Annotated in this window: 13 protein-coding genes; 8 read left to right on the forward strand and 5 right to left on the reverse strand. The window is 60.4% G+C overall.

The annotated features are described in order from the left end of the window. Nucleotides 1-10: 10 nt before the first annotated feature. The 3 genes from LIX91_RS18850 to LIX91_RS18860 form a co-directional block, all read right to left on the reverse strand. Nucleotides 11-283, reverse strand: coding sequence for an oxidative damage protection protein (locus tag LIX91_RS18850; RefSeq protein WP_002555777.1), 273 nt, complete (start codon nt 281-283; stop codon nt 11-13). Continuing rightward, entirely contained in the window at nt 280-1,347 is a 1,068-nt protein-coding gene (gene mutY / locus LIX91_RS18855) for an A/G-specific adenine glycosylase (RefSeq protein WP_004415441.1), read from the reverse strand. The genes LIX91_RS18850 and mutY overlap by 4 nt, the downstream gene beginning before the upstream one ends. A gap of 81 nt (nt 1,348-1,428) precedes the next feature. Then, a complete protein-coding gene (locus tag LIX91_RS18860; RefSeq protein ID WP_226488955.1) occupies nt 1,429-3,654 on the reverse strand; it encodes an AsmA family protein in 2,226 nt (741 codons plus the stop codon). 497 nt (nt 3,655-4,151) lie between these two features. Between LIX91_RS18860 and LIX91_RS18865 the strand changes: the two genes are divergently transcribed. The 8 genes from LIX91_RS18865 (at nt 4,152) to LIX91_RS18900 (ending at nt 11,393) form a co-directional block, all read left to right on the forward strand. Beyond that, the gene (locus LIX91_RS18865) at nt 4,152-5,813 is read left to right on the forward strand and encodes an OFA family MFS transporter (protein WP_046270855.1); all 1,662 of its coding nucleotides are present in this window, start codon (nt 4,152-4,154) and stop codon (nt 5,811-5,813) included. Between the two features lie 215 nt (nt 5,814-6,028). Continuing rightward, nucleotides 6,029-7,228 carry an aromatic amino acid transaminase gene (locus LIX91_RS18870; protein WP_103697233.1) on the forward strand — a complete coding sequence of 400 codons (1,200 nt, stop codon included), beginning with the start codon at nt 6,029-6,031 and terminating at the stop codon, nt 7,226-7,228. A gap of 93 nt (nt 7,229-7,321) precedes the next feature. Next, a complete protein-coding gene (gene hisB, locus LIX91_RS18875) occupies nt 7,322-7,915 on the forward strand; it encodes an imidazoleglycerol-phosphate dehydratase HisB (RefSeq protein WP_002551454.1) in 594 nt (197 codons plus the stop codon). Next, nucleotides 7,915-8,553: an imidazole glycerol phosphate synthase subunit HisH gene (gene hisH / locus LIX91_RS18880; RefSeq protein ID WP_003318304.1), complete on the forward strand. Its 639-nt coding sequence runs from the start codon at nt 7,915-7,917 to the stop codon at nt 8,551-8,553. Before hisB ends, hisH begins: the two co-directional genes overlap by 1 nt. Before the next feature lie 4 nt (nt 8,554-8,557). Beyond that, entirely contained in the window at nt 8,558-8,818 is a 261-nt protein-coding gene (locus LIX91_RS18885) for a DUF2164 domain-containing protein (protein ID WP_024652468.1), read from the forward strand. A 106-nt stretch (nt 8,819-8,924) separates the two neighbouring features. Then, on the forward strand, nt 8,925-9,662 hold the full coding sequence (gene hisA, locus LIX91_RS18890; protein WP_003372206.1) for a 1-(5-phosphoribosyl)-5-[(5-phosphoribosylamino)methylideneamino]imidazole-4-carboxamide isomerase: 738 nt from the start codon (nt 8,925-8,927) through the stop codon (nt 9,660-9,662). Between the two features lie 19 nt (nt 9,663-9,681). Beyond that, nucleotides 9,682-10,452 carry an imidazole glycerol phosphate synthase subunit HisF gene (gene hisF, locus LIX91_RS18895; protein ID WP_002551458.1) on the forward strand — a complete coding sequence of 257 codons (771 nt, stop codon included), beginning with the start codon at nt 9,682-9,684 and terminating at the stop codon, nt 10,450-10,452. Between the two features lie 185 nt (nt 10,453-10,637). Next, complete coding sequence (locus tag LIX91_RS18900) at nt 10,638-11,393, forward strand: substrate-binding periplasmic protein (RefSeq protein ID WP_100073445.1); 756 nt, start codon at nt 10,638-10,640, stop codon at nt 11,391-11,393. Nucleotides 11,394-11,397: 4 nt separating this feature from the next. Here LIX91_RS18900 and LIX91_RS18905 read toward each other — a convergent pair whose 3' ends face one another. Both LIX91_RS18905 and LIX91_RS18910 read right to left on the reverse strand, forming a co-directional pair. Next, nucleotides 11,398-12,900, reverse strand: coding sequence for a trypsin-like serine peptidase (locus tag LIX91_RS18905; RefSeq protein WP_226488956.1), 1,503 nt, complete (start codon nt 12,898-12,900; stop codon nt 11,398-11,400). Nucleotides 12,901-13,056: 156 nt separating this feature from the next. Next, the gene (locus tag LIX91_RS18910) at nt 13,057-13,839 is read right to left on the reverse strand and encodes a divergent polysaccharide deacetylase family protein (RefSeq protein ID WP_003420226.1); all 783 of its coding nucleotides are present in this window, start codon (nt 13,837-13,839) and stop codon (nt 13,057-13,059) included. Nucleotides 13,840-13,842: the final 3 nt, after the last annotated feature.

Here is a 13,842-nt window from a genome sequence, read left to right on the forward strand (position 1 = left end):
GTGAAACGCTTTATTTTTCGGGGGGAACGTAGCCTTCGGCCTGGGCGTATTCTTCGCCGGAAAGAAACTTGTCCATCTCGGTCTGGAGGAATTTGCGGTCTTCGGCGTTCATCATGTTCAGGCGACGCTCGTTGATCAGCAGGGTCTGGTGTTTCTGCCAGTCGGCCCAGGCTTTCTGCGAGACGTGGTTGAAGATGTCTTCGCCCTTGGCACCCGGATACGGGGCGCGTTCCAGGCCGGGCAGTTCTTCTTTGTATTTGCGGCACATTACGGTGCGGGTCATGACGACTCTCCTGCGTTCAATACGTCGGCTGCGCGTTTGAGCAGCTTTTTCACCGGGGCGGCAAGGCCCAGGCGTGGCGGGGTGGCGAGGTTATACCAGAGCCAGTCGGCCTCGGCCACGTGATCGGCGGACTCGCGGACCTTGACCAGCCAGGGTTCGATACTCAACTGGAAGTGGCTGAAGGTGTGGATAAGTCCCGGCAGTTCATGGTGCTCGCCCAGTTGCAGCGCGTGTTGCGTGGCCAGATGCTGAAGGTCATCGAAGTCATCCAGTTCCGGCAGGCTCCACAGGCCGCCCCACAAGCCGCTGGAAGGGCGGCGATAAAGCAGGATCGCGCCGTCTTCGTTGGCGAGCATCGGCATGAGCGTGCGTTTCTGCGGCACGGTCTTGCGCGGCTTGGGGATCGGGTAGCGCGTTTCCAGGCCCAGCATGTGCGCCTCACAACTGCGCTCCAGCGGGCAGAGCAGGCAGCTGGGTTTGCTGCGGGTGCAGAGTGTGGCCCCCAGGTCCATCATCGCCTGGGTGTAGTTGTTGACCCGGCTGTGCGGCGTGAAGCGTTCAGCGGTGGCCCACAGCTGTTTGGCCACCTTCGGTTCGCCAGGGTAGCCCTCTTGCGCGGTGAAGCGCGCCAGCACGCGTTTGACGTTGCCATCGAGGATCGGCGCACGAATGCCCATGCTCAGGCTGGCAATCGCGCCTGCGGTGGACAGACCGATGCCGGGCAGCAGAATGAGTTTTTCGACATCGCGGGGAAACTCGCCGCCATGATCGGCGACGACGATTTTTGCCGTCTTCTGCAGGTTGCGGGCGCGGGTGTAGTAACCCAGCCCGGTCCACAGGTGCAGCACTTCGTCCTCGGGCGCTTCGGCCAGCGCCTGCACGCTCGGCAGGGCCTCCATGAAGCGGTCGAAATAGCTCAGAACGGTGCTGACCTGGGTCTGCTGCAGCATGATTTCCGATACCCAGACCCGGTACGGCGTGATGTCTTGTTGCCAGGGCAGGTCATGTCGGCCATGACGGTCGTACCAGTCCAGCACGGCGCTGGAGAATTGTTCGGGTTGCATGGCCTGGAGGGCTCTCGTCGAGATGTGAGTCGGGATATGAAAGGAGCGCCGCGAGGGCGCTCCTGAGCAGTGCACGTTGCCCTAACGTTTGAACAGTCCCTTGAGGGCGTCCTTGAGCTCGGGGCTGACCTTGTCACCGAGTTTGTCGTTCAGCTTGTCCTCAAGCTTCTCGCTGATCCGGTCGCCCGCCAGCTTCGCAGCGATTTGACCGACGCCTTCCTTGTCCAGACGGCAGGCCTTGGCGCCCAGTTCCAGCGGGCCACGGCACTGCACCGGCCACTCGATGCCGACAAAGCGCGGGTTGATCTCGCAGGCCGGGTCCGGCATGTCGCTCTTGTCGCCTTCGACGATGATGCCGACGCGGTAGTTCATGCCCAGGACGCGCAGGTCGACGTCGCCGTTACCGTTGACGGCCATGCCCGGCGTACGGACCTTGAGGTCCGGGTTGCTGGCGACGCCATTGCGTATCACCAGATTGCCGTTGAGCTGCTGGAAAGGAGTGTCCTTGGCGCGCGGTTCGCCGCTGAGCGTCTTACGGTTGAGGATCGAAATCCCCTTGCACAGCTGCTGCTCCAGGTTGGCATTGACCAGCACGCCATTATTGAGCGCAAAGCTGGCGGTGCCGTTCAGGCTGTCGATCAGGGCTTTTTCGCTGTTGCCTGTGCCGGTCAGGCTGCTGTCGAGGTTCAGCAGGCCGCGCACTGGCGGCGTCTGGCCCTGGCTTTCCAGAATGCGTTCTACCGGTACTTTGGCAATGCGCGTCTGCACCGTGGCCACTGGCGTGTCCGGACGCGCGTCCAGATTGCCCTTGACCTCGAAGTTGCCGTTGTACAGATCGCCACTCAGCGTATCGACCTTGATAAGACCAGCATTGGCCTGGGTCTTGAGCGCTGCGTTGTCGATAGGCAGTTTGTTCAGGGTCAGTTTGCCGAAGCTCAGGTCAGCCTCGACATCCAGCGTGCGCAAGCGCTCCAGCGGCAGCAGTTTTGCCGTGCTCCAGGCGGCCTTGGTCGGTTGTTCGGGCAGCGGCGAGTCGCCTGCAGCGGCGGCGGCTTCACCGGACTGCACCTCGGATTTGCGCGCGGCCTTGGCACCTTTGCTTTCTTCGCTTTCAGCCGGACGGTAGCGGTCGGCGTCGAAGGTATCGCCCTTGAGCTGGACACGCAGCGCCTGTTTGGCGAAGTCGTCCACCGCGATGCGACCCGTGAAGGTGCTGTCGTCGACTTTCAGGTTGAGGTTTTCCAGCGCAAGGCTGGTAGGCGTACCCGCCAGGCGCGTGACCATTTCAACCTTGCTCAGCGCGCCCTCGGACATGGCTGGCAACGGCTGGCCGATGTTCTCGAAGAACGCGCGCAGATCAAGCTGGGCAATGGACAGGCCGCCGCTGATCTGTGGCGTTTTGTCCAGATCGCGGGCACGCAGTTCGCCGAGTGCACGCAACTGGTTGGCCGAGACTTTGAGACTGTTCCATTCAGCGATATTGGCGGCCAGGTCGACGAGCAACTGGCCCTGCGCCGAGAAGGTCACGGTCTTGCCTTGCAGCGGCTCGCCGGCGACTTCACCGGACAGGCGCATGTCTTCGAATTGATAACGCTTGAGCACGCGATCCATGCGCAATGCGCCGACCAGCTCGGTCTTGGCGCGCACGACGGGCTGGTTGGTGCTCAGGAATGCCGTCAGTTTGATCGGGATATCGGACGCCTCACGAATCGGTCCGGTACTCAGCTGAATGCTCTCGGCCATGAAGGTCCGGCCTTTTCGGGCATCGCTGTAATCCACACGAGCGTTGTTGACGGTCAGGCTGTCGATATCCAGGCGGATCGGCTGGGAAGGGCGATCCGCTTTGGGCGCGTCCGCAGCCGGGGCCGGTGTTGGCTCGCCAGGAGTGTCAGTGCTTGCCACGGCAGGCTTGCCGATGTCTTCCCAGTTGCCATGACCGTTTTCATCGCGGTGCAGGGTCAGGTTCAGGCCTTCGACGCGAATGTCGCTCATCTGTACCTGGCGACGAAGCAGTGGCAGGACGCGAACGGACAGGCCGAGCATCTGCACATCGGCGAACGGCTGATCGGGAGCGGTCAGGGTGGCGACATGGGCGTCGTGCAATTCCAGGCCGAGCCAGGGGAACAGGCTCCAGCCGATATCGCCGTTGAGCGTCAGCTCGACGTTGGCCTTGTCGCGTGCCAGCTGGCGAATCTCGTCTTTGTAGTCGTTGGGATCAAACAGGTGGGTCAGGGCGAAGCCGAGAGCCACGATGATCAGCAACAACCCGAGAATAAACAGCCCCAGGATTTTGCCGAACGCTTTCATGGGCGAGTCCTTGTGTCGATGTTCAAAAATAGCCCACGAGTATACCGCTCTGACGAGCCGACCGGGCTGCGGATACCGTTATTGCTGTCTGGCCTCCGGTTCGAGACGCTGGCACCGTGCGCCACTACGTCTGGGAGCCGATGAAAAGTGCGAGTGGTCTTGTCGCGATACATCTTCCGAATCTTCGCGCGCCGGTCGGACAGCCACACAGGTGCTTGCCCAACTAAGCCCAAGGCAGGTTTTCGATAATGCTTAATTGGTTGCGTCTATGGCTCGATAGAGCACGTGGATTAACGTGTGAAAATAGATAATAAAAAGCATGTAGTGAGATGCTTATTTGCCATCAGACAGTGATAGTCTCCGTTTTTGCTGGGTTGGGTGCGTCTTTTTGTCACGTATCTGAATAACCTGCCGATAAAACAGACATGGCCGCTCGGCACTGAGTCTGTGGCGGACCAGCGGACCATCTGCGAGCTTCACACATTGGGGTAATTATAATGAGCACAAGCACAGCCTTGGGCGGCGCAGCCGTTCAGCCTGCGTTCTTGTCCAAAGAGCGCATTATCGCCAAGCCAGGTTTCAACCGTTGGCTTGTTCCACCTGCAGCACTGGCCATCCATCTTTGTATCGGTATGGCTTACGGCTTCTCGGTATTCTGGTTGCCGCTGTCGAAGGCTATCGGTGTTACGGCACCTGTCGCTTGCACACCGGACATGGGTTTTTTCGCGCAGATGTTTGCGTCGACCTGTGACTGGCAGATCTCCATGCTGGGCTGGATCTACACACTGTTTTTCATCTTCCTGGGTTGCTCGGCTGCCATTTGGGGTGGTTGGCTGGAGCACGCAGGTCCACGCAAGGCGGGTGTGGTTTCGGCTCTCTGCTGGTGTGGTGGTTTGCTGATTTCCGCACTGGGCATTTATACGCACCAGATCTGGCTGATGTGGCTGGGCTCGGGCGTAATCGGCGGTATTGGTTTGGGGTTGGGCTATATCTCCCCGGTATCGACCCTGATCAAGTGGTTCCCGGACAAGCGCGGCATGGCGACCGGCATGGCGATCATGGGCTTTGGCGGCGGCGCAATGGTGGGTGCACCGCTGGCTACAGCTCTGATGGGGCACTTCGCTTCGGCTGAAAGCGTTGGCGTATGGCAGAGCTTCGTGGTGATGGCGGTGATCTACTTCATCTTCATGATCGGCGGTGCGCTGGGCTACCGCGTTCCGCCAACCGGCTGGAAACCTGAAGGCTGGACCGCTCCGGCTGCCAAGGCCAAGAACTCGATGATCACCAACCGTCACGTGCACGTCAGCGTGGCCTGGAAAACACCGCAGTTCCGTCTGGTCTGGCTGGTGCTGTGCCTGAACGTATCGGCCGGTATCGGCATCCTGGGCATGGCTTCGCCGCTGCTGCAGGAAGTCTTCGCCGGCAAACTGCTGGGCCTCGACCTGACCTTCAGCCAGCTCAATGCCGATCAACTGAAGGCCATTGCTGCGATTGCAGCCGGCTTCACGGGTCTGTTGAGTCTGTTCAACATCGGCGGTCGTTTCTTCTGGGCTTCGTGCTCGGACTTCATCGGTCGCAAGGCAACCTACTTCGTATTCTTCGCACTGGGCTTCCTGCTTTATGCGTCGGTTCCGACCCTGAGCCATATGGGTAGCATCGCGTTGTTCGTGGCCGCGTTCTGTATCGTGCTGTCGATGTACGGTGGCGGTTTTGCGACGGTTCCGGCTTATCTGGCTGACCTGTTCGGTACGCAGATGGTCGGTGCGATCCACGGTCGTCTGCTGACTGCCTGGGCTGCGGCCGGTGTGCTGGGTCCGGTATTGGTCAACTACCTGCGTGAGTATCAACTCGCCCACGGTGTTGCACGTGCCGACGCCTACGACATCACTCTGTACATCCTGTCGGGTCTGCTGGTGCTGGGCTTTATCTGCAACCTGCTGATTCGTCCGGTTGCCGACAAGTACTTCATGACCGACGCCGAACTGGCGGCTGAACAAGCCATCGGTCACGACAAGGGTGCCAACGCCACGACTTCGCTGGAGTGGAAAGCATCCGCAGGCAGCAAGCCGCTGGTCATCGCGGCCTGGCTGGCTGTAGGCATCCCGCTGGCATGGGGCGTCTGGATTACCCTGCAAAAAACCGCAGTGCTGTTCCACTAAAAGCCTGCCGGTAACAGAAAAGCGCTTGCACCTCGGTGCAGGCGCTTTTTTTTGCCTGGGTTTTGGTGCGCTGCGCTTTTGATCATCGCGTCCGGATTTTATTCGTCGCGATAGTCATATTCAGTTGACCCTATGTACTCGATGCACTGCCCGTTCCGGTGCATACGCTGCTACATTAGTCAGCCCTGATTTTATTGCCCGAAGGAGTTGTTTGCATGCTAGCCCACGTGGAGTCATACGCCGGTGATCCGATCCTTTCGCTGATGGAGACCTTTGGCAAGGACTCGCGTGCGGACAAGGTCAATCTGAGCATCGGCCTGTATTACGACGCACAGGGCCGCATCCCGCAGTTGGCATGCGTAGCAACGGCGCAACAGCAACTGGCCGAAGGCGAACAGGCAGCGTCTGTGTACTTGCCAATGGAAGGCCTGGCAGCGTATCGGCAGGCGGTGCAAACCCTGTTGTTCGGTGCCGATCACCCGCTGGTTCAGGCCGGCCGCGTCGCCACCATTCAAACCGTGGGTGGCTCGGGCGCGCTGAAGATAGGTGCCGATTTCCTCAAGTATGCGTTTCCGGACTCACAGGTCTGGGTCAGTGATCCGACCTGGGAAAACCATAACGCGCTGTTCGGCGGGGCGGGCTTCAAGGTCAACGCGTATCCGTACTTCGATGCCCAGACCGGCGGCGTGAGGTTCGAGGCCATGCTCGACACGGTACAGGGGCTGCCTGCGCAGAGCATTCTCCTGCTGCACCCGTGCTGCCATAACCCGACCGGTGCCGATCTGACAGTGGCGCAATGGGACCGCCTGATCGACGTGATCAAGGATCGTCAGCTCATCGCCTTCCTGGATATCGCCTATCAGGGCTTCGGCAAAGGCATCGACGAAGACGCCTATGCAATCCGGGCGATGGCCAACGCAGGTATCACAACGCTGGTCAGCAACTCGTTCTCGAAAATCTTCTCGCTGTATGGCGAGCGGGTAGGCGGGCTGTCGGTGGTCTGTGAAGACGCGGCGTCCGCGGCCAACGTGTTCGGCCAGCTCAAGGCGACCGTGCGCCGCAACTACTCCAGCCCGCCTGCACATGGCGCGTTTCTGGTGTCGAAAGTGCTCAACACGCCGCCTTTGCGCGAGCAGTGGCTGGGCGAAGTCGAGGCCATGCGCCTGCGTATCATCGACATGCGCACGCGTCTGGTCGAGGTGCTGGCGCAGAAGGTCTCCGGCCACGATTTCAGCTTTATCCTCAGGCAGAACGGGATGTTCAGCTACACCGGTCTGACCCCGCAGCAGGTCGACGAACTGAAAGATGTTCACGGCATTTACATGCTGCGCAGTGGCCGGGTGTGTATGGCAGGTTTGAATGAAGGGAATATCGACAAGGTATGTGACGCAATCGCGAGCCTCTTTGCCCGTTAAATACCCTGCTGGTCGTCTGTTTGCTTCATGGCGGGCGCTTCTGGGCCTATAATGCTCGCCTTTTTTTCGCCCAATGATTTTGCGGAGCTGGTGATGGCCGAACGTAAGGCGTACGTCGAGCGCAATACTCTGGAAACCCAGATCAAAGCCTCGATCAACCTGGATGGTACCGGAAAGGCCCGATTCGATATCGGCGTGCCTTTCCTTGAGCACATGCTCGACCAGATCGCCCGGCACGGGCTGATCGATCTGGACATCGAATGCAAGGGCGACCTGGCAATCGACGATCACCACACGGTGGAAGACGTCGGTATCACCGTGGGCCAGGCGTTCAGCCAAGCGATCGGCGACAAGAAGGGCATTCGTCGTTACGGCCACGCCTATGTGCCGCTCGACGAAGCGCTGTCGCGCGTGGTCATCGACTTCTCCGGACGTCCGGGCCTGCAGATGCATGTGCCGTATACCCGCGCCACTGTAGGCGGCTTCGATGTGGACCTGTTTCAGGAGTTCTTCCAGGGCTTCGTCAACCACGCGAACGTGACGCTGCACATCGACAACCTGCGTGGCACCAACACTCACCACCAGATCGAGACCGTGTTCAAGGCTTTCGGTCGCGCGCTGCGCATGGCGGTCGAGCTGGATGAGCGTATGGCCGGACAGATGCCATCCACCAAGGGTGTGCTCTGATGCAGACAGTTGCGGTCATCGATTACGGCATGGGCAACCTGCACTCTGTCGCCAAGGCGCTGGAGCATGTGGGCGCAGGCCGTGTGCTGATTACCAGTGACGCCAAGGTGATTCGCGAAGCCGACCGCATCGTCTTTCCGGGTGTGGGCGCGATTCGCGACTGCATGGCCGAGATTCGCCGTCTTGGTTTTGATTCGCTGGTTCAGGAAGTCAGCCAGGATCGCCCTTTTCTGGGAATCTGCGTCGGCATGCAGGCGTTGCTCGACAGCAGCGAGGAGAACGGCGGTGTGGACTGCATCGGCATGTTTCCCGGCCAGGTAAAGTTTTTCGGCAAGGACCTGCACGAAGAGGGCGAGCACCTGAAAGTGCCGCACATGGGCTGGAACCAGGTCGCTCAGGCGGTGGATCACCCGCTGTGGCATGACATTCCGGACCAGGCGCGTTTCTACTTCGTGCACAGTTTCTATATCGATGCTGCCAATCAGCGTCAGGTGGTCGGGCGTGGTCACTACGGCCTCGATTTCGCCGCTGCGCTGGCCGACGGTTCGCGCTTTGCCGTGCAATTCCACCCTGAAAAGAGCCACACCCACGGCCTGCAGTTGCTGCAGAACTTTGCCGCCTGGGATGGTCGCTGGTAAGCGCATGAGCAAAGCAAAGGGCAAACCGCCGATCCTGACCCTCTCGCCCGAGCATGAGCAACAGGCGATCGACAAGCTCAAGCGCCTGTTCGCAGAGCGTTTCGAGCTGGAGCTGGGCTCGTTCGAAGTGGCTGAAGTCCTCGAGCTGTTCACGCGCGAGATTGCCCCGCATTACTACAATCGCGCCATTTTCGATGTTCAGCAGCAGCTCAAGGAGCGCTTCGAGAGCATCGAAAGTGACTTGTGGGCACTCGAAAAGAATTAGATAAAGCAGCTTCAAGCGTTGAGCTTCAAGCCGCAAGAATCAGTGAGTACGCATACTTGCAGCTAACCGCTTGCAGCTTGCCGCTCTTTCAGACCAAGGAATAAGCATGCTGATTATCCCCGCTATCGATCTCAAGGACGGCGCTTGCGTGCGTCTGCGTCAGGGCCGGATGGAAGATTCCACGGTGTTCTCCGATGACCCGGTGGCCATGGCCGCCAAGTGGGTCGAGGGTGGCTGCCGTCGTCTGCATCTGGTCGATCTGAACGGTGCGTTCGAAGGTCAGCCGGTCAACGGTGATGTGGTCACGGCCATCGCCCGACGCTACCCGAACCTGCCGATCCAGATCGGCGGCGGCATCCGTTCGCTGGAAACCATCGAGCATTACGTCAAGGCGGGCGTGAGCTACGTCATCATCGGCACCAAGGCCGTCAAAGAGCCAGAATTCGTGGCCGAAGCCTGCCGTGCGTTCCCCGGCAAGGTGATTGTCGGTCTGGATGCCAAGGACGGTTTCGTCGCCACCGACGGCTGGGCTGAGGTCAGCTCGGTGCAGGTCATCGATCTGGCCAAGCGTTTCGAAGCCGATGGCGTGTCGGCCATTGTCTACACCGACATCGCCAAAGACGGCATGATGCAGGGCTGCAACATCCCGTTCACCGCGGCGTTGGCGGCTGCCACGCGGATCCCGGTGATCGCTTCGGGTGGCATCCATAACCTGGGCGACATCCAGGCGCTGCTGAATGCGAAGGCTCCGGGCATCATCGGCGCAATCACCGGCCGTGCGATTTACGAAGGCACGCTGGATGTGGCCGAAGCTCAGGCGCTCTGCGACCGCGAACAACGCTGAACAGCTGGAGATTGACCCTGTGGCCCTAGCCAAACGCATCATCCCTTGCCTGGACGTCGACAACGGTCGAGTGGTCAAGGGCGTCAAGTTCGAGAACATCCGCGACGCAGGCGATCCGGTTGAAATCGCTCGTCGTTACGATGAGCAGGGTGCCGACGAAATCACCTTCCTCGACATCACCGCCAGTGTCGATGGCCGTGACACCACGCTGCATACCGTCGAGCGCATGGCCAGTCAGGTGTTCATCCCGCTGACCGTTGGCGGCGGCGTGCGTACCGTGCAGGACATCCGCAACCTGCTCAATGCCGGTGCCGACAAGGTCTCGATCAACACGGCCGCGGTATTCAACCCCGAGTTCGTTGGTGAAGCCGCCGCGCGTTTCGGGTCGCAGTGCATCGTGGTCGCTATCGATGCCAAGAAGGTCTCCGGTCCGGGCGAAACCCCGCGCTGGGAAATCTTCACCCACGGCGGGCGCAAACCCACCGGGCTGGATGCGGTGCTCTGGGCGAAAAAGATGGAAGACCTGGGCGCTGGCGAGATCCTGCTGACCAGCATGGACCAGGACGGCATGAAGAACGGCTTCGACCTGGGCGTCACGCGCGCCATCAGCGATGCGCTGGGTATTCCGGTGATTGCTTCGGGTGGCGTCGGCAACCTCGAGCACCTGGCTGCCGGTGTCATCGAGGGCCACGCCAGCGCTGTGCTGGCGGCGAGTATCTTCCACTTTGGCGAATACACGGTCCCCGAGGCCAAGGCCTACATGGCCAGCCGCGGGATTGTCGTGCGCTAAGCCACTGCGCATGAAAGCGGGCGTCGCTTGTTTCAGGCCAAGGGTTTGAAACAGCCGGCGCTCGCTTTGTTTCAGCCCTGTGGCATTCGACTATTGCCTGTAAGCGACATCGCCGGACAGCGCGCTAGACAGTGCGCCGGGTTCACGGCACTCTGCATGCGTCGTTCACGATCGAGTGCCGGAACATGTTCAAACGCCTACTGCTTGCACTGATCGGGATCGGTGTCTTGTCGAGTGAAGGTGTCCGGGCCAGCGAGTCGACGCCTTATTCCATGGTGTTGCTGACCGAGAACTTCCCGCCGTTCAACATGGCGGTCGACGGCAAGAATTTCGCCCAGGAAAACAACATCGACGGTATCGCCGCCGAGGTGGTGCGCGAGATGTTCAAGCGCGCCAATATCGGCTACAGCATGACGCTGCGCTTTCCGTGGGACCGGGTCTACAAACTGGCCCTGGAAAAGCCCGGCTACGGCGTGTTTTCCACGACCCGCCTGCCCGAACGGGAAAACCTCTTCAAATGGGTCGGCCCGGTAGGTTCCTACGACTGGATCATGTTGGCGCGGGGTGACAGCCCGATCACCTTGACGTCGCTGGAGCAGGCCAGGGATTACCGTATCGGTGCCTACAAGGGCGATGCGATTGGCGAGCGTCTTAAAACCATGGGCTTGAACCCGATTCTGCTGTTGCGTGACCGCGACAACGTGAAAAAGCTCGCCAACGGCCAGATCGACCTGTGGGCGGTAGGCGATCCAGTGGGCCGCTATCTGGCGAAACTGGAAGGCGTCACGGGCCTCAAGACGGCGCTGCGCTTCAACAGCGCCGAACTCTACCTGGCAGTCAACAAGAGCACGCCTGACGAGGTCGTCAGACGCTTGCAAAAGGCCCTCGATCAGATGCGCGCCGAAGGCTGGGTCGATGCCGCCAAGGCGCGCTATCAGTAACCACTCAACCTGCTGCGGGCGACGGGATGATGTCTTCGCGCAAGGCGGATGGCTGACCGTTGATGTCGTGGGCGTAAGTGCAGATCTTCAACGGCAACGACTGCGCGCGTAGTACCAGATTGCGAAATTGCGGCTTGAAACCTTCAGGGGCGGAGCAGTCGGTGGTGTCCGGCTTGCCCATTTTAACCGTGTAGTAGTCGATCAGCCGGTGCTCGTGCGACCAGACGACCGATGTCGCGCCAGATCGGTTTTTGCCGATCTCCATTTGCGGTGCCGGGGTGGGGCCTGCCGGTTGCAGCTCTATGCCAAGCGTCAGTGCATTGCGCATCAGACCGATGCTTGGGCGTTGCTCGGCCGAAGACACGCCGACCATGCACAGCCAGTTGATGCCGATCTGTTTGTCCACAGGGTCATCGATGGCCGCGTCCTGTGAGCTGATCGTATGGCTGTAGCCCACCGGGTCTTCGCACTGCATGGCCGAATCGACCTTCTTGTAGCGATACAAGGGCGTGTCGACCATGAAGCGCAAGTCCCAGGATGGATAGACATTCCTGCCCTCGGCATCCAGTTGCACCCTGGCATGCTGTGCGGGCTGCCGGCCCAGCGTTTCGAAATCGACCGAGAAGGCTGGAAACAGATCGCAGACTGCCGGATCCGTACTCAGCGTGCCGCTGACAAAACACTTCTTCAACAGCGTGACCGGGTTGCCATAGTTGCTGTCGGCGACCATGGGCGGAAAGCCGGGTATTTCATCACTGAGGTCTTCGATCGGGTTATCCGACGGGGCCTGGTTGGTGAGGTTCATGACCGCATAGAGCTCGCCGTTGTCACGGGTCAGCAGCGGACTGCCGGACGCGCCCGTACCGACATCCCGGCACTGATTGCGTGCGGTGTGACGCCAGACCCAAGGCTGCTCCATGATCACCTCCGACGTCTGGTGAACACAGGCCGCCATGCGCAGATGCCCGGTATCCTTGTCGAGCGGTGCGCCCACCCACAAAATGTCGCGACCCTGTTCGGGCATCTCGCTGGCGAGCCTGATCGGCTGAATACCGTCGTTGACGAGCGTTTCAAGCGTGGGCTGCAACTCGACAATCGCCAGGTCGACACCCTGCATGCTGCTCCAGCTGACGCGCTTCAATGGATAGCTGCGCGCTTTGCTGTCTGTAAAGAAATTGAACTGCACGCTGCCTTCGACTTCGCCATCGGTGATGATCACGCCATTCTGGCGATTGATACAGTGGCCGCTGGTGAGTACGTAGGCGGGCGCGTCAGACGGGCTGTCGACGCTTCGGCTATCGATCAGCGTCGCCGTGCAGTTGGACCCTGACCTGCTGTTGATACGGCCAATGCCGTTCCAGTGGTCGCGCGAGCCGTCGGCGTTGAGCAGGGCTATCGAAGGTGCGAGAGCCATCAGCCCTTCGCCCAGGTCTGCAGGTGTGGCGTGGATGGAAAAAGGCAGCAGTGTGGCGACGCAGCACGCCCCCGTCATCATGGTCGGTTTCATCATCAATCCCTGATAAATGTGTCTGGGCCCCCATCATGGGAGCACCTTCCTTTAAGCCGGAATTGACACGTTTATCAAGGCTGAGACGGTGGTGGACACGGAAAGCAGATTTGTCGGACTTAGCGTATGGAAAGTTCTGACGCGTAAGAGATGCGATCAGCGATAAATCCCGTTCTTGCCATGCGCCGCACTCGCCTGATTGCCGCGTTCGCCGATCATGCTGCGCAGGTCGATCCATTCGACGCCTTGTGCCTTGAGGTTGGGCAGTTCGCGTTCCAGTACGTCCAGCGTGACAGGGTAGGGGTGGCCGATAACCACGGCTGAACCATATTTGCGGGCGATTTTTATCGCGGTCTGCAATTGGCGGGTGATGGCTTCTGCGGTGCGTTCGTCGTCCAGGAACACGTCACGCGAGACGCTGGCCAGCCCGATACGCTGCGCCTCGGCGGCCGCCACGGTTTTCGCGCTGGTGCGGCTGTCGACGAAGAACAGGTGACGACGCTGTAGCTCGGCCATCAGCCAGGTCATGGCGACCGGCTCGGCGGTCATCCGGCTGCCCATGTGGTTGTTGATACCGGCTGCATACGGCACTTTCAGCAGGGCAGCATTGAGACGGCTTTCCAGCTCAGGCAGTGGCAGCTCGGGGTGCCAGGCGTAAGGACCGGTCGCGGGGTCCATGGGCATGTGCAGCATGACCGTTTTGCCTGCGCGATGCGCTTGGCGGGCAAACTCGGTGGCATGCGGAGTATCAGGCATGATCGCCAGGGTGACCGGGCCGGGAAGCGCCAGTGCGCGGCTGTCGCGATCCTGGTTCTGGCCCAGGTCGTCGATGATCAGGCTCAGGTAAGCCTTGGACGGTTTGCCGCTGTTCTCGGCTGACGCTGCATGAGCAGCGCCAGTGATCGAGAGGGTCAGCAGTAGCAGAGCCAGAAAGCGCATCCG

The sequence above is a fragment of the Pseudomonas sp. B20 genome (assembly GCF_020515755.1).
In the GTDB taxonomy this organism is placed as follows: Bacteria; Pseudomonadota; Gammaproteobacteria; order Pseudomonadales; family Pseudomonadaceae; genus Aquipseudomonas; species Aquipseudomonas syringae.

What these genes read in the sequence shown, in the direction of transcription:
- LIX91_RS18850 (WP_002555777.1), bottom strand. Translation starts at nt 283, where the DNA reads ATGACCCGCACCGTAATGTGCCGCAAATACAAAGAAGAACTGCCCGGC.
- mutY (WP_004415441.1), bottom strand. Translation starts at nt 1,347, where the DNA reads ATGCAACCCGAACAATTCTCCAGCGCCGTGCTGGACTGGTACGACCGT.
- LIX91_RS18860 (WP_226488955.1), bottom strand. Translation starts at nt 3,654, where the DNA reads ATGAAAGCGTTCGGCAAAATCCTGGGGCTGTTTATTCTCGGGTTGTTG.
- LIX91_RS18865 (WP_046270855.1), top strand. Translation starts at nt 4,152, where the DNA reads ATGAGCACAAGCACAGCCTTGGGCGGCGCAGCCGTTCAGCCTGCGTTC.
- LIX91_RS18870 (WP_103697233.1), top strand. Translation starts at nt 6,029, where the DNA reads ATGCTAGCCCACGTGGAGTCATACGCCGGTGATCCGATCCTTTCGCTG.
- hisB (WP_002551454.1), top strand. Translation starts at nt 7,322, where the DNA reads ATGGCCGAACGTAAGGCGTACGTCGAGCGCAATACTCTGGAAACCCAG.
- hisH (WP_003318304.1), top strand. Translation starts at nt 7,915, where the DNA reads ATGCAGACAGTTGCGGTCATCGATTACGGCATGGGCAACCTGCACTCT.
- LIX91_RS18885 (WP_024652468.1), top strand. Translation starts at nt 8,558, where the DNA reads ATGAGCAAAGCAAAGGGCAAACCGCCGATCCTGACCCTCTCGCCCGAG.
- hisA (WP_003372206.1), top strand. Translation starts at nt 8,925, where the DNA reads ATGCTGATTATCCCCGCTATCGATCTCAAGGACGGCGCTTGCGTGCGT.
- LIX91_RS18900 (WP_100073445.1), top strand. Translation starts at nt 10,638, where the DNA reads ATGTTCAAACGCCTACTGCTTGCACTGATCGGGATCGGTGTCTTGTCG.
- LIX91_RS18905 (WP_226488956.1), bottom strand. Translation starts at nt 12,900, where the DNA reads ATGAAACCGACCATGATGACGGGGGCGTGCTGCGTCGCCACACTGCTG.
- LIX91_RS18910 (WP_003420226.1), bottom strand. Translation starts at nt 13,839, where the DNA reads ATGCGCTTTCTGGCTCTGCTACTGCTGACCCTCTCGATCACTGGCGCT.